Consider the following 17,652-nt stretch of genomic DNA (forward strand, 5'->3'; position numbering starts at 1 on the left):
ATGCCTCAAGGGACGCTCCGCGTCCAGTGACGCGGAGCGTCACGGGCTGCATTCCCACGCAGAGCGTGGGAACGATCGACTCGAACAGTCGCCACCGTGCAAAACACGGTCGCCACAGTTCGCTTTTACCGCTCGTCTGCTGCGTAATGTTTGGCCCACGGTGCACAAAGACACCGGCCCGACAATAATCCGCTGCCGCACGAGAACCTCCCCAATGAAAAGACTGTTTACCCGCTGTCTCTCAATCCTCTGCGGCACGGCTGTGCTGAGCACCAGCGTCCTGGCCAGTGACGACGCTTCCTGCAAGGCCGTGCGCATGGGCGTGGTCAACTGGACCGACGTGATCGCCACCAGCGGCGTAGCTGACGTACTGCTCAATGGCCTGGGCTACGAAAGCAAGCAAACCAGCGCCGTGCAGCAAATCATCTTCGCCGGCATCCGCGACAAGCGCCTGGACATCTACCTCGGTTACTGGAAACCGGCGATGGACAAAAACATCGCGCCGTTCCTCGCTGCCAATCAAGTGAAAGTCATGGACAAACCGAGCCTGGCCGACGCCCAGGCAACGCTCGCAGTACCTGAGTACGTCGCCGAAGCGGGGCTGAAAACCTTCGCCGATATCGCCAGATTCAAGGATCAGCTCGGCGGCAAGATCTACGGCATCGAGCCGGGCAGCGGCGCCAACACCACCATCAAGACCATGATCGAGACCAATCAATTTGGCTTGAAGGATTTCAAGCTGATCGAGTCAGGCGAGGCCGGCATGCTGGCCGCTGTTCAGCGGGCGGTGAATCGCAAGGAATTCGTGGTGTTCGTCGGCTGGACCCCGCACCCGATGAACATCAACATGAAGGTCGCCTACCTGACCGGCAGTGAAGACGTTTACGGCCCGAACGAGGGCGCCGCCACTGTCTCCACCGTGACCGCCCCGGACTACGCCCAGCGCTGCCCGAACGTGAATCGCCTGCTGGAAAACCTGACCTTCACCGCCGCCCAGGAAAGCCAGTTGATGGTGCCGATCATGGAGCGCAAGACGCCTCAGGATGTTGCCAAGCAATGGCTGCGTGATCATCCCGAGGATCTGCAGCGTTGGCTCGCCGGTGTCAGCAGCTTCGATGGCAAGGATGGCGTGGCCACGGTTCAGGCCAGTTTGAAAAACTGATCACCATTCCTCGGCATGTACGCTGTCTGTGGCGAGGGAGCTTGCTCCCGCTCGGCGGCGAAGCCGTCGTAAACCCGGCTGGTCGGGTGTATCTGATAAAACTCGGTTGAATGGTTTGGGGGCTGCTGCGCATCCAGCGGGAGCAAGCTCCCTCGCCACAGAACTGAGTTCCAATCCCAAACCGCTGAACTGACCGGCACCTGACTCATGGCTCCTTACCCGCTTTCTGCACAGATGACAGCTTTCGTCGAGAAAACCGTCAGCTTCAACAGTACCGACAGCAGCCTCAACGGTTTGCGCCGGGCCTACAGCGACATGTGCCGGGCGTTCACTCCGTCGCGACCCGCCGGGCTTTATGTGGTGGATTTCGAATTGGCCGGCGTGCCGGTGCGGTCCTATCAGCCGCCGGTTTCGCCACCGACCGGCGGTTGCCCGTGCATCGTTTATCTGCACGGCGGCGGTTGGGTGGTGGGGGACCTGGACTCCCACTACTTCATCTGCGCCGAACTGGCGTCGACGCTCGGCGTGCTGGTGATCGCCGTCGATTATCGGTTGGCGCCGGAATATCCGTTTCCGGCGGCGTTCGAGGATTGTCTGGGTGTCTGGCGCGCGCTACGAACCGGGCCATTCCGCCTCGATCCCGAGCGAACGCTGGTGGCCGGGGACAGCGCCGGTGGCAACCTTGCGGCGGCGTTGTGCCTGGCGCTGCGCGATGCGGGCGAGCCATTGCCGGCGGCGCAGGTGCTGATTTATCCGGGGTTGGGCGGCGATCACCGATTGCCGTCGCGCAGTGAATGCACCGATGCTCCCTTGCTCAGCAGCAGCGACCTGGATTGTTATCACGCCCTGTATTTGCGCGGCACCGGCCAGCCAAGTGCCTATGCGATGCCGTTGCTCGCCGAGGATTTCACTGGGCTACCGCCGGCCTTGATCGCCGTGGCGCAATTCGACCCGTTGCGCGATGACGGCGTGCTCTACGCCGAGCGATTGAACGCAGCGGGCGTGACTGCGACGCTTTACTACGGTGAGGGCTTGGTCCACGGCTGTTTGCGGGCTCGGGGGCAGGCCGCCGAGGTCGACGCACTCTACGAAACGCTGCTCAGCTATTTGTCTGAAAAAACCGGCTGAAAAACTCTGGCTCTGCAAGGCATGCTCATTAGCGTAATTCGGGTTTATGATGCCGGACGGCAGAATAATAGAAGTCCCCCCAGGGATGACCTCGACCCCTTACGGAGCGCGCAATGCAGACTTTGTACCCGCAGATCAAACCCCACGCCCGGCACGATCTGGCCGTCGATGAAACCCACACGCTGTATGTCGACGAAAGCGGTTCGCCGGAAGGTTTGCCGGTTGTGTTCATCCACGGCGGCCCCGGCGCCGGGTGTGATGCCCAGAGCCGTCGGTATTTCGATCCAAACCTGTATCGCATTGTGACCTTCGACCAGCGCGGTTGCGGTCGCTCCACGCCCCACGCCAGCCTGGAAAACAACACCACCTGGGATCTGGTCGCCGACCTTGAGCGAATTCGCCAGCACCTGGGCATCGATAAATGGGTGTTGTTCGGCGGTTCGTGGGGCTCGACCCTGGCACTTGCCTACGCGCAAACCCATCCAGAGCGTGTGCACGGTCTGATTCTGCGCGGGATTTTTCTCTGCCGCCCGCAGGAAATCGAGTGGTTCTACCAGTGTGGCGCCAGTCGTCTGTTCCCCGATTACTGGCAGGACTACATCGCGCCAATTCCGCTGGACGAGCGCGAAGACTTGCTCTCGGCTTTCCATAAGCGCCTGATCGGCAACGACCAGATCGCCCAGATGCATGCAGCCAAGGCCTGGTCTACCTGGGAAGGCCGGACCGCCACTCTGCGCCCGAACCCGATGGTGGTCGATCGTTTCTCCGAGCCACAGCGCGCGTTATCGATTGCCCGTATCGAATGTCACTACTTCACCAACAATGCATTCCTTGAGCCCAACCAGCTGATTCGCGACATGGGCAAGATCGCCCATTTGCCTGGCGTGATCGTCCACGGTCGCTACGACGTGATCTGCCCGCTGGACAATGCCTGGGAACTGCATCAGAACTGGCCGAACAGTGAATTGCAGGTGATCCGTGACGCCGGCCATGCCGCTTCCGAACCTGGCATTACTGACGCACTGGTTCGCGCCGCCGATCTGATGGCCCATCGTATGCTCGACCTGGCCCCTGAAGAAGCATGAAGGGCCTGCTGCAGCGTGTGCGTGGCGCACGAGTCGAGGTAGCGGGGGAGGTGGTGGGTGCCGTCGATCAGGGATTGCTGGTACTGGTGGCGATTGAGCCCGAGGATACTCGGGCGAGCGCCGACAAACTTTTGCAGAAACTGCTTAACTATCGTGTGTTCAGTGACGCCGAGGGCAAGATGAATCTGTCCCTGGCGGATGTAGGCGGTGGGTTACTGCTGGTCTCACAGTTCACCCTGGCCGCCGATACCAGGAACGGGTTGCGTCCGAGTTTTTCGACCGCTGCCCCTCCGGCCTTGGGCGAGGAGCTTTTCGACTATCTATTAGGCAAAGCGAAACAGGTGCATGGCACTGTGGCATCAGGTAGATTCGGCGCGGATATGCAGGTGCACTTGGTCAATGACGGCCCGGTAACCTTCCTGTTACAGACCTGAAAGCGCTTGAAACATGTTTTTAAGGGCATTTCGACTATAAACAGGCGTTTTTCGCGATAAATACTTTGTTACCCCTGATGCGTTGTAACGCGGCCTACTAGATAATCGCGCGCTACGGGGATCAGCGTTCGTTGGTCCATTTTGACTTAGGTAGAGACTTGTCCTGAACCTCTTGGGGAATCATTTAGCCCCATAGGAGTCGGAACAATGCTCGCCAACTTGGCAAGAGTGGTCTGTAGGGTCGGTTTTTCCATGCCGCATTCCCCACTGGCACTTTAACTGGCCGTTGGTTTTTTGATCTGTTTTCGGCGAGGGTTGCTCGTGATTGTTAGTCCCTGTAATGCAAAATTGTCTGCCAAACGGTTACGAAGCGCTCTGGTAGCGGGCTCTGCACTGCTCTGCCTGCTCAGCGCCGGTCAGCTTTGGGCATTCAATCTGGATGATGTATCGGTCAAGGCAAAAGAGCTGGCCGGGCAGAAATACGAAGCTCCGCGCAGTAACCTGCCGAACGAGTTCCGCGAGATGAAATTCGCGGACTATCAAAAAATCCGCTTCCTGACTGAAAAAGCCGAGTGGGCCGATCAGAAGACTCCGTTCAAGCTGTCGTTCTATCACCAGGGTATGCATTTCGATACGCCGGTGAAAATCAACGAAATCACAGCCAACACCGTCGAAGAGATCAAATACGACCCAAGTCGTTTCGATTTCGGCGATGTGAAGTTCGATCCTAAAGCCACCGAACAACTGGGTTATGCCGGTTTCCGTGTGCTGTACCCGATCAACAAGGCTGACAAGCAAGACGAAATCATGACCATGCTCGGCGCGAGTTACTTCCGCGTTGTCGGCAAGGGGCACACCTATGGCTTGTCCGCTCGCGGCATGGCCATCGATACCGCTTTGCCGTCCGGCGAAGAATTCCCGCGTTTCACCGAGTTCTGGATTCAACAGCCAAAACCGGGTGACAAGCACCTGGTGATCTTCGCGCTGCTGGATTCGCCTCGCGCTACCGGTGCCTATCGCCTGACCCTGCGTCCGGGCAGCGACACCGTTGTCGACGTCAAGGCCAAGATGTTCCTGCGTGACAAGGTCACCAAGCTTGGCGTTGCGCCGCTGACCAGCATGTTCCTGTTCGGCGCCAATCAGCCGTCGAAAGTGCTGAACTACCGTCGCGAACTGCACGACTCCAGCGGTCTGTCGATCCATGCCGGCAACGGCGAGTGGATCTGGCGTCCATTGAACAATCCGAAACACTTGTCGGTGAGCAACTTCTCGATCGAGAACCCGCGTGGTTTCGGCCTGCTGCAACGTGGTCGTGACTTCAGCCACTACGAAGACCTCGACGACCGCTATGACAAGCGCCCAAGTGCCTGGATCGAACCAAAAGGCGATTGGGGCAAGGGCTCCGTCGATCTGGTAGAGATTCCGACTGCCGACGAAACCAACGACAATATCGTTGCGTTCTGGAGCCCGGAAAAACTGCCTGAACCAGGCCAGCCGCTGGAAGTCGCTTATCGCATGCACTGGACCATCGACGAAGCCGCGCTTCACGCACCGGACAGCGCCTGGGTTCAACAGACCCTGCGTTCCACGGGTGACGTGAAACAGTCCAACCTGATTCGTCAGCCGGACGGCAGCGTGGCTTATCTGGTGGACTTCGAAGGCCCGTCCCTTGCGGTATTGCCGGAAGCTACGGAAGTTCGTAGCCAGGTCAGCGTTGGCGAAAATGCCGAGCTGGTCGAGAACAGCGTACGTTACAACCCTGAAACCAAGGGCTGGCGCCTGACGCTGCGGATGAAAATCAAGGACCCGAGCAAGCCTACCGAGATGCGTGCTGCACTGGTCAAGAACGCCGTGACTGCCGACCTGGCCAAGACATCGTCGCCAGCCTCCAACTCTTCCGTCGCCAAGGCTGACAAGATCGCCGCTCGGCAGCAGGAGAAGCTGGCCAAGGAAGCGAAGGAAACCAAGCAAGCCGAGGCCAAGCAGGTTGAAGCCAAGCCGGCCGAAGCCAAGCCAGTCGCAGATTCCAAGGACACGGACAACAAAGACGCCAAGCAGCCAGTCGCTGCCGAAGCGGTCCCAGCCACACCGGAATCGGTACCGACTGAAGAAGTCCTGACCGAGACCTGGAGCTATCAGTTGCCTGCCGATGAGTAATTCTCAAGTACAGCCAGAGACTCTTGCCGAGTATCTGGCGCATCTGCCGATGACCGACCAGCAGCGCGCGGAACTCGCGGGTTGCCAGTCTTTCAGCGAATTGCATGAGCGCCTTTCGTCCTCGACATTCGACGCGCCGACCGAGGCTGCTCAAGCTTCGGTGGGTCGTCGCCTGACCCTGAACACTGCCGAAGAACTGGCCGACGCTGAAATGCTGATGCTCGACGCCAGCGGCCGGGTTTGCCTGCGGGCGACCCCGCCGATTCGTCGGACCAAAGTCGTGCCGGAGCCGTGGCGCACCAATATTCTGGTGCGTGGCTGGCGTCGTCTGACCGGTCGCACCAATCCGCCGGCCCCGCCCAAGGATGAAAATGTGCTGCCGGCGGCTCGCTGGCGCACCGTCGGTTCGATCCGTCGCTACATTCTGTTGGTACTGATGCTCGGCCAGACCATCGTTGCCGGCTGGTACATGAAAGGCATCATGCCGTACCAGGGTTGGTCGTTCGTCGACCTGAACGAAGTGCTGCATCAACCGCTGTCGCAAACGGCTACGCAAGTGCTGCCGTATGCGCTGCAAACCAGCATCCTGATTTTGTTCGGGATTCTGTTCTGCTGGGTATCGGCCGGTTTCTGGACCGCGCTGATGGGCTTCCTCGAGTTGCTCACCGGCCATGACAAATACCGCATATCCGGTAAAAGCGCCGGTAACGAGCCGATCCCCAAGAGCGCGCGCACCGCTTTGGTGATGCCGATCTGCAACGAAGACGTGCCGCGAGTGTTTGCCGGTCTGCGGGCGACCTTCGAGTCGGTCGCGGCCACGGGTGACCTGGATCGCTTCGACTTCTTTGTCCTCAGCGACAGTAACGACGCCGATATCTGCGTCGCCGAGCAACAAGCCTGGCTGGACGTCTGCCGCGAAGCCAAGGGCTTCGGCAAGATTTTCTATCGCCGCCGTCGCCGTCGCGTCAAGCGCAAGAGCGGTAACCTCGACGACTTCTGCCGTCGTTGGGGCGGTGATTACAAGTACATGGTGGTGCTCGACGCCGACTCCGTGATGAGCGGCGATTGCCTGACCAGTCTGGTGCGCTTGATGGAAGCCACTCCGGACGCCGGGATCATCCAGACCGCACCGCGCGCATCGGGCATGGATACGCTGTATGCCCGCATGCAGCAGTTCGCTACCCGGGTGTACGGTCCGCTGTTTACCGCCGGTCTGCACTTCTGGCAGTTGGGCGAATCCCACTACTGGGGCCACAACGCGATCATCCGCATGAAGCCGTTCATCGAGCACTGCGCCCTGGCGCCGTTGCCCGGTAAAGGCGCGTTTGCCGGTGCAATTCTGTCCCACGACTTCGTTGAAGCGGCGCTGATGCGCCGTGCCGGCTGGGGTGTGTGGATTGCCTACGACTTGCCGGGCAGCTACGAAGAATTGCCGCCGAACCTGCTGGACGAACTCAAGCGTGACCGTCGCTGGTGTCACGGCAACCTGATGAACTTCCGGCTGTTCCTGGTAAAAGGCATGCACCCGGTGCACCGTGCGGTGTTCCTGACGGGTGTGATGTCTTACCTGTCGGCACCGTTGTGGTTCTTCTTCCTCGTGCTGTCGACGGCGCTGCTGGCGACCAACACGCTGATGGAGCCGCAGTACTTCCTGGAGCCACGTCAGCTCTATCCGTTGTGGCCACAATGGCACCCGGACAAGGCGATCGCGCTGTTCTCGACCACCGTCGTGCTGCTGTTCCTGCCGAAGTTGTTGAGCATCATCCTGATTTGGGCCAAGGGCGCGAAAGAGTTCGGTGGCAAGTTCAAGGTAACGATGTCGATGCTGCTGGAGATGCTGTTCTCCATGCTGCTGGCGCCGGTACGGATGATTTTCCACACCCGCTTCGTGCTCGCCGCGTTTCTCGGCTGGGCCGCGACCTGGAACTCGCCGCAACGTGACGACGACTCCACGCCGTGGAGCGAAGCGGTCAAGCGCCACGGTCCGCAAACCTTGCTGGGCTTCTTCTGGGCCCTGCTGGTGATCTGGCTGAACCCGAGCTTCCTCTGGTGGCTGGTGCCGATCGTCGGTTCGTTGATGCTATCGATTCCGGTGTCGGTGATCTCCAGTCGAGTCGGCCTGGGCCTCAAGTCCCGTGACGAAAGCCTGTTCCTGATCCCTGAGGAATACAATCCGCCACAGGCGTTGGTGGCGACCGACCAGTACACCCACGAAAACCGTTGGCATGCGCTGAACGACGGCTTCGTCCGGGCAGTGGTCGATCCACAGCAGAATGCCTTGGCATGCTCGCTGGCGACTTCACGCCACCGTGAGGCCGAGCCGATCGAATGGCTGCGGATCGAACGGGTGCGTCATGCGCTGAAAGTCGGGCCAGAGGGTTTGAGCAACGATGAGCGGGTGCAACTGCTCAGTGACCCGGTAGCGCTGGGTCGCCTGCATGAGCAGGTCTGGAACGAAGCTCACCCCGAGTGGCTGCAAGCGTGGCGTAAGTCGGTGAAAGCCGATCCCCATGCGCCGCTGTTGCCGCTCAAGCCGCTGAGTGTGCAGCCTCAGTTGGCCTGATAAAAAACCCCGCGAAAGCGGGGTTTTTTTTGCGCTGATGATCGGCATCAGGCAGCAAATCCTTCAAGGACATGGAATAAGGCTCGATCGGTTCGACCGCGTCGCTCCCATCGCCAGCAGGCTGGCTCCCACAGGGGATTTGTGTACGCCACGGATCCAGTGTGGGAGCCAGCCTGCTGGCGATGACGGTCTTCCTGGCGACATAACTTTCGGATTTTGCTAAACCCATGAAACAGAAAGAAGCCCAATGGCCGATTCTTCGATGCACCGAAGGATCCGCGGGCGCACGCCTTCTTGCGCCAGGTTCTCTTACCTCAGTGCCTGTTCGATCGCTTTCGCGAGCAAGCCCGCTCCCACATTGGCTTTGTGATCGACACATATCCCCTGTGGGAGTGGGCTTGCCCGCGAAGGTCTCACCTCGGTCCTTTGCGAACCGTGGCATTCACATCACCTCAAACCTTGAACCTGCCCACCAGCATCTGCAGATGCGTCCCCAACCGTGCCAGTTCAACGCTGGACGCCGCGGTCTCTTCACTGGCTGCCGAGGTCTGCTCGGACACGTCGCGCACGTTCAGCACGCTGCGGTTGATCTCTTCGGCCACGGCACTCTGCTGCTCGGCCGCGGCGGCGATCTGCTGGTTCATCGACTGAATCGCCGACACGGTGCGTGTGATGCTTTCCAGCGAGCCACCGGCGCGGCGGGTCAGTTCGACGCTGCTGTCGGTCAGGCTGCGGCTGTTGTCCATGATGGTCGCGACTTGCTGGGTACCGGTTTGCAGGCCGACGATCAGCTCTTCAATTTCTTCGGTGGATTTCTGCGTACGCTGGGCCAGGCTGCGGACTTCGTCGGCGACCACCGCAAACCCACGTCCGGCTTCACCGGCACGGGCGGCCTCGATAGCGGCGTTGAGGGCCAGCAGGTTGGTTTGCTGAGCCACGGATTTGATCACGTCGAGCACGCTGCCGATCTTGTCGCTTTCGCGTTTGAGATGCCCCATGGCTTCGGTGGAGTTGCCGACTTCCGTGGCCAGGCGCTCGATCTGGGCGATGGCTTCGCCGACCACTTTGTCACCTTCGCGGGCCTGCTGGTCAGCGGCGACGGCCGCTTCGGACGCTTCTTCGGCGTTACGCGCAACTTCCTGCACGGTGGCGGTCATTTCGTTCATGGCAGTGGCCACCTGATCGGTCTCGACCTTCTGGCTGTTGACGCCAGCGCGGGTCTGCTCAGTGACTGCCGACAGTTCTTCGGCAGCGTTGGCGATTTGCGTGACGCCGTCACCGATGCCACCGATCAATTCGCGCAGGCCCAGTGTCATGCTCTGCATGGAGCGCTGTAGCTGGCCGAGTTCATCCTGACGCTCAGAGATCAGGTTTTGGGTCAGGTCGCCGGCAGCAACACGCTCTGCCACCTTGAGGGTCTGGCTCAGGGGAATCACGATCTGGCGGGTGATGGCCCACGCGGCAAGCATGCCGAAGGCCAGCGCCAGGACAGTGGCCAGTAGCAACAGGTTTTTGGCGTGCGCGGCGTCGGTGTCGCGGACGATGGTTTGCGACGCGGTGAGTTTTTTGCTGACATCGAGCAGGAGATCGCCTTGCACGGCCATGCGCTTAAGCGCGGCAGCGCTGGCTACCTGAGAGTCTCGGAACTGGCTGACGGCGGCGCGATAGGCCTTGAGCGAGTCAGTGGCCTGCTGCAGGTTGGCGATGTGCTGTTCCGGCAGTTTGGAGGGCAGGCTTTCGAGGTTCTTCAGCGCGTTGTCGATGGCGTCCAGCGCCGGTTGCTCGGCCTCGGTCTTGCCGCTGTAGGTGTAACCGCGCACCTGGAAACGCGCTTGCTGGATCAGTTTGCTCAGGTCGATCACGCTGTTGAAATCGGCGACGCTGTCACCTTGCAGCATGGATTTTTCGACCTCGGCGACACGGGCCACGGCGTTGTCGGCAGTGGCGCCGAGTTTGCTGCGGGCGTCTTCGCGGTGGGCGCCAGCCTGGGTCATGGCGGTGAAGGCTTGTTTGTACTCACTGACGGCGGCCAGTTGCTGGTCGATCATGGCCGCGTCGGCCGGTTGTTCGATCAGCGTGCGCGCGGTTTTCAAGCCGGTATCGAGTTGGCCGAGCAGCTCGTTGACCGCACCGGGGCCTTGGTCGCCGCGACGCATTTCGTAATCCAGACGGGCCAGGCGCAGGTCTTTGGTCAGGTCATTGAGGCTGGCAATAAACCCCAGCTTGTCACCGCGACTCATCACGCCGCTCAGGCCGGTCCAACCGGTGAAGGTGATCAACAAGGTAAGCAGCAGCACCAGACCGAAGCCGACACTCAGTTTGCGATTGACGCTGACGTTCCCCAGTTTCTCGGCTAGCCATCGGTACATGCTGCAACTCCCTCGAACCATTTGTTGGTTTTATGGGAACTGTGTCGGCTGGCAGCCGGGAATCTGTAGGTGCTGCCCATATACGGGCAGGCAAAATCACCTGTGGCGAGGGAGCTTGCTCCCGCTCGGCGGCGAAGCCGTCGTGAAACCGGTGGATGAGTTCTTATGGAGAAAAACGGTGGCCGCTTCGCGCCCAAGCGGGAGCAAGCTCCCTCGCCACAGGTAGGGTGTTTGACCTTAGAAAAGGCGGGCGAGCAGCGCGGTGACGGCGGTTTCGACCCGCAGGATGCGGTCGCCGAGTTGCACCGGTTGCAGGCCGGACTTGCCGAGCAGCTCGATTTCGTAAGGAATCCAGCCACCTTCGGGGCCAATGGCCAGGGTTACCGCTTCGTCCAGGCCGCGAGGGCAGGGCGGGTAATTGCCGGGGTGGCCGACGAGGCCGAGGGTGCCCTCGGTAATGGCTGGCAGACGGTCTTCGACGAACGGCTTGAAGCGTTTCTCGATGACAATCTGCGGCAGCACGCTGTCCCGGGCCTGCTCAAGGCCAAGGATCAACTGCTCGCGAATCGCCTCGGGCTCCAGGAACGGCGTTTGCCAGAAGCTCTTCTCGACGCGATAGCTGTTCACCAGAATGATTCGTGGCACACCCATGGCCGCCACGGTCTGGAACACCCTACGCAGCATTTTCGGCCGTGGCAGGGCCAGCACCAGGGTCAGTGGCAGCTTGGCCGGTGGAGGCTGGTCGAGTGTGACGCGCAGTTCGGCTTCATCGGCGTCCAGGCGCAGCAGTTCGGCCGAGCCCATCAGCCCGCCGATACGCCCCACCCGCAGGCTGTCGCCGACAACCGAACGGTGGACTTCCTGCATGTGCGTCAACCGGCGATCACGCAGGATCGCCCGGTCGGCCGCAATGAAGTCGGCCTCTTCGAGCAGCAGCAGGTTCACGGTTGAGTCGCTGGCGGCTGGTCGTTGGGGTCGTCGGCCGGTTGGTCGTCAGGGTGCTCGCCGCGCTTGCTGATCAGGCCGCCGAACAGAATGCCGATTTCAAACAGCAGCCACATCGGTACGGCCAACAGGGTCTGCGAGAAGATGTCCGGTGGCGTCAGGATCATGCCGACCACGAAGCAGCCGATGATCACGTACGGGCGGATTTTCCTCAGGTAAGCGACGTTGACCACGCCGATCCACACCAGCAGCACCACGGCCACCGGAATTTCGAACGCTACGCCGAAGGCGAAGAACAGCGTCATGACGAAGTCGAGGTAGCTGCTGATGTCGGTCATCATTTCCACGCCGGCCGGGGTGGCGGCGGCGAAGAATTTGAAGATCAGCGGGAACACCAGGTAATAGGCGAACGCCATGCCGGTGTAGAACAGCATGATGCTGGACACCAGCAGCGGCACCGCAATGCGCTTCTCATGCTTGTACAGGCCTGGCGCGATAAAGCCCCAGATCTGATGCAGGATCACCGGGATCGCCAGGAACAGCGAGACCATCATCGTCAGCTTCAGCGGCGTCAGGAACGGCGACGACACATCGGTGGCGATCATCGTCGCGCCCACAGGCAGGTATTGCCGCAGTGGTGTGGAGACGAAGGTGTAGATCTGCTGGGTGAAGGCAAACAACCCGGCGAAGATGATGAAGATCGCCGCTACACAGCGCAGCAGGCGGGTACGCAACTCGGTGAGGTGCGAAACCAGCGGCATGTGCTGGTCGTTTTCGGGGAGATCGCTCATGAGACTCGCGGCGGCAAAGTGGTGTCGTGAGGAGCCGGCGTTGTCGGCGCGGCGGCAGGAGCAACAGGTTCAGCCGGGGTGGTTGCAACAACGGGCGCCGGTTCAGCGGCTGCTACAACAGGTGCAGGTTCGGCAGCGGCCGGAGCATGAATCGTCTGCTCCGCCACAGGCTCAACCGGCTGAACCGGCGTGGCCTCCTGCTGAGTCGGCGTGAAGATCTTCCGCGCCTCCTGCTCCAGCGACAGAATGTGCTCGTTGTGCAGCTGCCGACGAATCTCGTCGGCACCGATTTCACGTTCAACTTCCTGTTTGATCGCGTTGAAGCTGCGCTTCAGACGGCCGACCCACAGGCCAGCGGTGCGCGCAGCACCCGGCAAACGCTCGGGACCCAGCACCAGCAGGGCCACGAGGCCGACGAGCAGCAGTTCAGAGAAGCTGATACCAAACATTAGTCAGTGCTCACACGTCTTTGCGGATCGGCTCTTCGACTTTTTGCGCCTGCACGTCGATGGTGTGCGGCTGGTTCACGGACTGAGTGGTCTGTGGCTGCGCGGGTGGAACCGGTTGGGCCGGTGTCACCGTCGGATCAGCTGGTTTGTCTTCATCGCTCATGGCTTTTTTGAAGCCCTTGATCGACTCGCCCACATCAGTGCCGAGGTTTTTCAGTTTCTTGGTGCCGAACACCAGCACGACAACAACCAGGATGACGATCCAGTGTTTCCAGTCAAAAATGCCCATGTCGCTGCTCCTCTCTAATAGTTGTTCAGGCGGACGGACGCGAGGCTTTCTCGACGTGTCCGGACAGACCGAAACGACGGTCCAGTTCATCGAGCACAGCCTGAGGATGCTGTCCCAGTTGGGCGAGCATGACCATGCTGTGGAACCACAAATCGGCGGTTTCGTAGATCACATCGCTGCAGTCACCGCTGATGGCGGCATCCTTGGCGGCAATGATGGTTTCGACCGACTCTTCGCCGACTTTTTCCAGAATCTTGTTCAAGCCCTTGTGGTACAGGCTGGCGACATACGAGCTGTCGGCGGCGGCGCCTTTGCGCTCTTCCAGCACCTGGGCCAGACGGGTCAATGTGTCACTCATGGGTGTGTCCTGCGCAGTAGATGGCGTGCGGGTCTTTGAGCACCGGGTCGACGGTTTTCCAGTCGCCGTTCTCGAAGACGCGATAGAAGCAGCTCTGACGACCGGTATGGCAAGCGATGTCGCCGATCTGCTCGACCATCAGGATGATCACGTCGGCGTCACAGTCCAGGCGCATCTCATGCAGGATTTGCACGTGGCCGGACTCTTCGCCCTTGCGCCACAGCTTGCCACGGGAACGTGACCAGTAAATGGCGCGGTTCTCGGCAGCGGTCAGTTCCAGCGCTTCACGGTTCATCCAGGCCATCATCAGGACGCGCCCGGTCTTGTGATCCTGGGCAATCGCCGGCACCAGGCCGTCGGCGTCCCACTTGATCTCGTCCAGCCAGTTTTTCATCTTCGACTCCGACAGCGGTTCCACACTTCATGAGTAGAACCCAAGCGTTGAAACAGTGTGCCAGCGTGTGGGGGCGCTGGCTATCGACGAACGACCAGATACAAACCGACCGCCACCATGATCCCGGCCGGCCAATGCCCCAGTTCGTTCAGCGGCCCGCCGGCAGCGAGTATGGTGCCGCCGGCCAGGTGCGCACATCCGAGCAGTCGCAGTAGCCAATCGTCCTTGCGACGGTGCCACGGAGGCGGCGGGTCGTAGGCGTGGGGCTGGGACATGCGTTCGAGCAGGTCGCGGGCCATGTTGGCCAGGTGCGGCAGTTGTTCGAACTGGCTCTGCACGTTGCCGATCAAGGCTTTGGGGCTGACGCGCTCACGCATCCAGCGTTCGAGGAACGGCTGGGCGGTGTTCCACAAATCGAGGTCCGGGTACAACTGACGGCCCAGGCCTTCGATGTTCAACAGGGTTTTTTGCAGCAACACGAGCTGCGGCTGCACTTCCATGTTGAAGCGCCGGGCGGTCTGGAACAGGCGCATCAGCACCTGGCCGAAAGAAATATCCTTTAACGGTTTTTCGAAGATCGGCTCGCACACGGTGCGGATCGCCGCCTCGAATTCGTTGAGTTTGGTTTCCGCCGGCACCCACCCCGAATCGATGTGCAACTGCGCCACACGACGGTAATCACGCTTGAAGAACGCGAACAGGTTGCGCGCCAGGTAGTCCTGGTCTTCCGGGGTCAGGCTGCCGACGATGCCGCAGTCGATCGCAATGTACTGCGGGCTCCACGGGTTCACGGTGCTGACGAAGATGTTGCCGGGGTGCATGTCGGCGTGGAAAAAGCTGTCGCGGAACACCTGGGTGAAGAAGATCTCGACGCCGCGTTCGGCGAGCATTTTCATGTCGGTGCGCTGGTCGGCGAGGGTCGCGAGGTCAGTGACCTGGATGCCGTAGATGCGCTCCATCACCAGCACTTTCGGCCGGCACCAGTCCCAATAGACTTGCGGCACGTAGAGCAGCTCCGAGCCGTCGAAGTTACGCCGCAACTGGCTGGCGTTGGCCGCTTCACGCAACAGGTCGAGTTCGTCGTAGATGGTTTTTTCGTAGTCCTGGACCACGTCCACCGGGTGCAGCAGGCGCGCGTCGGCCGAGAGTTTTTCGGCGGCGCGGGCGAGGATGAACAGCCACGCCAGATCCTGCGCGATGATCGGTTTGAGGCCCGGGCGGATCACCTTGACCACCACTTCTTCACCGGTTTTCAGCTGCGCGGCATGCACTTGCGCCACCGAGGCCGAGGCCAGCGGTTCGACGTCGAAGCGGCTGAAGACTTCGCTGATCTTTTTGCCGAGCTGTTCTTCGATCAGCCTGACCGACACTTGCGAGTCGAACGGCGGTACGCGGTCCTGCAGTTTCATCAGCTCATCGGCGATGTCTTCCGGCAGCAAGTCGCGGCGGGTGGACAGGATTTGCCCGAACTTGATGAAAATCGGTCCCAGGTCCTGCAACGCCAGACGCAATCGTGCGCCGCGGCTCAGGTCCAGCGTCTTGCGCGGGAACCAGCGCCACGGCAAGGCGTAGCGCAACGCCAACAGAAACCACGGCAGTGGCAGGGCGAACAACAGGTCATCGAGGCGGTAGCGAATCACAACGCGCTGGATGCGCAACAAACGGCGGACGGCAAGCAGCTTCATGCGTTATCGCTTGGGTCGAGGGATCGGGAGAGGCGCTCGAAACGCGCCTCGAGACGTTCCAGATCGAGTTTGATCTGGTCCAGTTCACTGAAACGGGCTTCGGCTTCGCGCTGACCGACGAGGGTGCGCGATTCTTCGGCCAGGTATTCGCCAAGGTTCTGATTGAGGCTGGCGAACCCTTGCTGATACCAGCGTGCGCGACTGCGCAGGTGACCGCCGAGCAGTTGCGTGGCGACAGGCCCCAGCCAGCGCGAGAGTTCGTACTCCCAGTCCAGTTCAAGGTCCTGAAGGATCGCCGCCAGTTCCAGCAGCACGCCGCTGTCGCCATCGAGTTCGACTTCAGGAGCATGCAGGATCGAAGTCTTGTCCTTGCTCATGGCCAGTTTCAACAGGCTGGAGGCCGGTGCGCGCAAGGTGCAGTCGGCGCCGGTTTCCCACTGGGAAGCCAGCATCAGGCCTTCGTCGCTGGGCAGGATGAACAGTTGCAGTGCCGGGCTGCGGCAGTCGACGGCAATCACCTTGCCACTCAAATGCGCCAGCCGCGGCAACGCCGTGCTGTCGAGACGCAGCACCCGGTTCAGACCGAGTTCAACGCTGGCGAGCAGGCCGGCCAGCAACATCAGGGCTTGATGCCACGGTGCAGGGCGACGATGCCTGCGGTCATGTTGTGGTAGGTCACGCGGTCGAAACCGGCTTCGACCATCATCGATTTCAGGGTTTCCTGATTCGGGTGCATGCGGATCGATTCGGCCAGGTAGCGATAGCTTTCCGAGTCGTTGGTGATCAGCTTGCCCATCAGCGGCATGAAGGCGAACGAGTAGGCGTCGTAGGCTTTGGACATCAGCGCGTTGGTCGGTTTGGAGAACTCCAGCACCAGCAAACGGCCGCCCGGTTTCAGCACGCGCAGCATCGAGCGCAGGGCGTCTTCTTTATGGGTAACGTTGCGCAGGCCGAAAGCGATGGTCACGCAGTCGAAATGGTTGTCCGGGAACGGCAGCTTTTCAGCGTCGGCCTGGACGAATTCGACGTTGCCGGCCACACCCAGGTCCAGCAGGCGGTCACGACCGACCTTGAGCATGGATTCGTTGATGTCGGCCAACACGACCTGGCCGGTCGGGCCAACGAGGTGCGAGAACTTCTTGGTCAGGTCGCCCGTGCCGCCGGCGATGTCCAGCACGCGGTTACCGGTGCGAACGCCCGACAGCTCGATCGCGAAACGCTTCCACAGACGGTGCATGCCGCCAGACAGGAGGTCGTTCATCAAGTCGTACTTGGCGGCTACCGAGTGGAATACCTCAGCGACTTTTTCCGCTTTCTGGCTTTCCGGAACGTTTTTGAAGCCGAAGTGAGTGGTGGGTTCGGCATCGCTGCCTTTGCGCTGATCAGTCATATCGCTGTCACCAAAAGAGAATGCGGGACATTCTAATCCTGGTGGCCTGCTTTGTCTTGGCAAGGCTGCAGGTAAGATAGCTAACCGCCGGGACGTTTTGCCGCAGTAGCGGTCAAGATGCTTCAGGAAAGTATTCATAAAGCAGGAGTCATTCGATGGCCCGTATTAGTGTTGAGCGTGCCCATGGCCTGGGTAAGGAAGCGGCCCGCGAGAAGGCTGATCTGTTGGCGCAGAAACTGTCCGATCAATATGGCCTGGAGCCGCAATGGTCCGGCGACACCCTGAACCTCAAGCGTTCCGGTGTGAAAGGCGCGGTGTATGTGGGCGAGGACTCGATCAAGGTCGATGTCGAACTGGGTCTGTTGATGTCAGCCATGAGCGGCACCATCAAATCGGAAATCGAAAAGGCGCTGGATAAAGCGTTGGCCTGATTGAAATCCCTTCCCCTGTGGG

17 protein-coding genes and 1 pseudogene are annotated in these 17,652 nt (G+C 60.6%); 7 read left to right on the top strand and 11 right to left on the bottom strand.

Going from position 1 to position 17,652, the window contains the following annotated elements; all coding sequences use genetic code 11:
- Nucleotides 1-214: 214 nt before the first annotated feature.
- The 6 genes from AC3WP4_RS19260 (at nt 215) to mdoH (ending at nt 8,529) form a co-directional block, all read left to right on the top strand.
- Complete coding sequence (locus tag AC3WP4_RS19260) at nt 215-1,162, top strand: choline ABC transporter substrate-binding protein (protein WP_074872821.1); 948 nt, start codon at nt 215-217, stop codon at nt 1,160-1,162.
- Between the two features lie 207 nt (nt 1,163-1,369).
- Nucleotides 1,370-2,290: an alpha/beta hydrolase gene (locus AC3WP4_RS19265; protein WP_102615687.1), complete on the top strand. Its 921-nt coding sequence runs from the start codon at nt 1,370-1,372 to the stop codon at nt 2,288-2,290.
- A gap of 113 nt (nt 2,291-2,403) precedes the next feature.
- Nucleotides 2,404-3,375, top strand: coding sequence for a prolyl aminopeptidase (gene pip, locus AC3WP4_RS19270; RefSeq protein WP_074872830.1), 972 nt, complete (start codon nt 2,404-2,406; stop codon nt 3,373-3,375).
- Entirely contained in the window at nt 3,372-3,809 is a 438-nt protein-coding gene (dtd, locus tag AC3WP4_RS19275) for a D-aminoacyl-tRNA deacylase (RefSeq protein ID WP_074872833.1), read from the top strand. The genes pip and dtd overlap by 4 nt, the downstream gene beginning before the upstream one ends.
- Nucleotides 3,810-4,130: 321 nt before the next feature.
- Nucleotides 4,131-5,966 (top strand): glucan biosynthesis protein G, encoded by a 1,836-nt coding sequence (locus tag AC3WP4_RS19280; RefSeq protein WP_074872835.1) that lies wholly within the window; start codon nt 4,131-4,133, stop codon nt 5,964-5,966.
- Nucleotides 5,959-8,529, top strand: coding sequence for a glucans biosynthesis glucosyltransferase MdoH (mdoH, locus tag AC3WP4_RS19285; RefSeq protein ID WP_074872838.1), 2,571 nt, complete (start codon nt 5,959-5,961; stop codon nt 8,527-8,529). Before AC3WP4_RS19280 ends, mdoH begins: the two co-directional genes overlap by 8 nt.
- 452 nt (nt 8,530-8,981) lie before the next feature.
- Here the strand turns inward: mdoH and AC3WP4_RS19290 are convergent, their stop codons facing one another.
- From AC3WP4_RS19290 to ubiE, 11 genes and pseudogenes are all read right to left on the bottom strand, one after another.
- Nucleotides 8,982-9,854, bottom strand: a complete 873-nt coding sequence (locus tag AC3WP4_RS19290) for a methyl-accepting chemotaxis protein (RefSeq protein WP_404942672.1) — start codon at nt 9,852-9,854, stop codon at nt 8,982-8,984.
- A pseudogene (locus AC3WP4_RS19295) lies at nt 9,840-10,919 on the bottom strand (methyl-accepting chemotaxis protein); the annotation flags it as partial. The gene AC3WP4_RS19290 and the pseudogene AC3WP4_RS19295, both read right to left, overlap by 15 nt.
- A gap of 216 nt (nt 10,920-11,135) precedes the next feature.
- Nucleotides 11,136-11,843, bottom strand: a complete 708-nt coding sequence (locus AC3WP4_RS19300) for a 16S rRNA (uracil(1498)-N(3))-methyltransferase (RefSeq protein WP_102615684.1) — start codon at nt 11,841-11,843, stop codon at nt 11,136-11,138.
- Nucleotides 11,840-12,634 (bottom strand): twin-arginine translocase subunit TatC, encoded by a 795-nt coding sequence (tatC, locus tag AC3WP4_RS19305; protein ID WP_074872848.1) that lies wholly within the window; start codon nt 12,632-12,634, stop codon nt 11,840-11,842. Before tatC ends, AC3WP4_RS19300 begins: the two co-directional genes overlap by 4 nt.
- Nucleotides 12,631-13,083 carry a Sec-independent protein translocase protein TatB gene (gene tatB, locus AC3WP4_RS19310; protein ID WP_074872851.1) on the bottom strand — a complete coding sequence of 151 codons (453 nt, stop codon included), beginning with the start codon at nt 13,081-13,083 and terminating at the stop codon, nt 12,631-12,633. The genes tatC and tatB overlap by 4 nt, the downstream gene beginning before the upstream one ends.
- A gap of 10 nt (nt 13,084-13,093) precedes the next feature.
- On the bottom strand, nt 13,094-13,372 hold the full coding sequence (locus tag AC3WP4_RS19315; RefSeq protein ID WP_074872853.1) for a twin-arginine translocase TatA/TatE family subunit: 279 nt from the start codon (nt 13,370-13,372) through the stop codon (nt 13,094-13,096).
- A 25-nt stretch (nt 13,373-13,397) separates the two neighbouring features.
- Nucleotides 13,398-13,730: a phosphoribosyl-ATP diphosphatase gene (locus AC3WP4_RS19320; RefSeq protein WP_003220849.1), complete on the bottom strand. Its 333-nt coding sequence runs from the start codon at nt 13,728-13,730 to the stop codon at nt 13,398-13,400.
- Entirely contained in the window at nt 13,723-14,124 is a 402-nt protein-coding gene (gene hisI / locus AC3WP4_RS19325; protein ID WP_074872856.1) for a phosphoribosyl-AMP cyclohydrolase, read from the bottom strand. Before hisI ends, AC3WP4_RS19320 begins: the two co-directional genes overlap by 8 nt.
- An 80-nt stretch (nt 14,125-14,204) precedes the next feature.
- Complete coding sequence (gene ubiB / locus AC3WP4_RS19330) at nt 14,205-15,809, bottom strand: ubiquinone biosynthesis regulatory protein kinase UbiB (protein ID WP_074872859.1); 1,605 nt, start codon at nt 15,807-15,809, stop codon at nt 14,205-14,207.
- The gene (locus tag AC3WP4_RS19335; RefSeq protein WP_074872862.1) at nt 15,806-16,429 is read right to left on the bottom strand and encodes a ubiquinone biosynthesis accessory factor UbiJ; all 624 of its coding nucleotides are present in this window, start codon (nt 16,427-16,429) and stop codon (nt 15,806-15,808) included. Before AC3WP4_RS19335 ends, ubiB begins: the two co-directional genes overlap by 4 nt.
- Nucleotides 16,429-17,199: a bifunctional demethylmenaquinone methyltransferase/2-methoxy-6-polyprenyl-1,4-benzoquinol methylase UbiE gene (gene ubiE, locus AC3WP4_RS19340; RefSeq protein ID WP_007948968.1), complete on the bottom strand. Its 771-nt coding sequence runs from the start codon at nt 17,197-17,199 to the stop codon at nt 16,429-16,431. The genes AC3WP4_RS19335 and ubiE overlap by 1 nt, the downstream gene beginning before the upstream one ends.
- A gap of 155 nt (nt 17,200-17,354) precedes the next feature.
- Between ubiE and AC3WP4_RS19345 the strand changes: the two genes are divergently transcribed.
- Complete coding sequence (locus AC3WP4_RS19345; protein WP_074872865.1) at nt 17,355-17,630, top strand: polyhydroxyalkanoic acid system family protein; 276 nt, start codon at nt 17,355-17,357, stop codon at nt 17,628-17,630.
- Nucleotides 17,631-17,652 lie beyond the last annotated feature (22 nt).

The organism is Pseudomonas sp. FW305-20, from assembly GCF_058788075.1.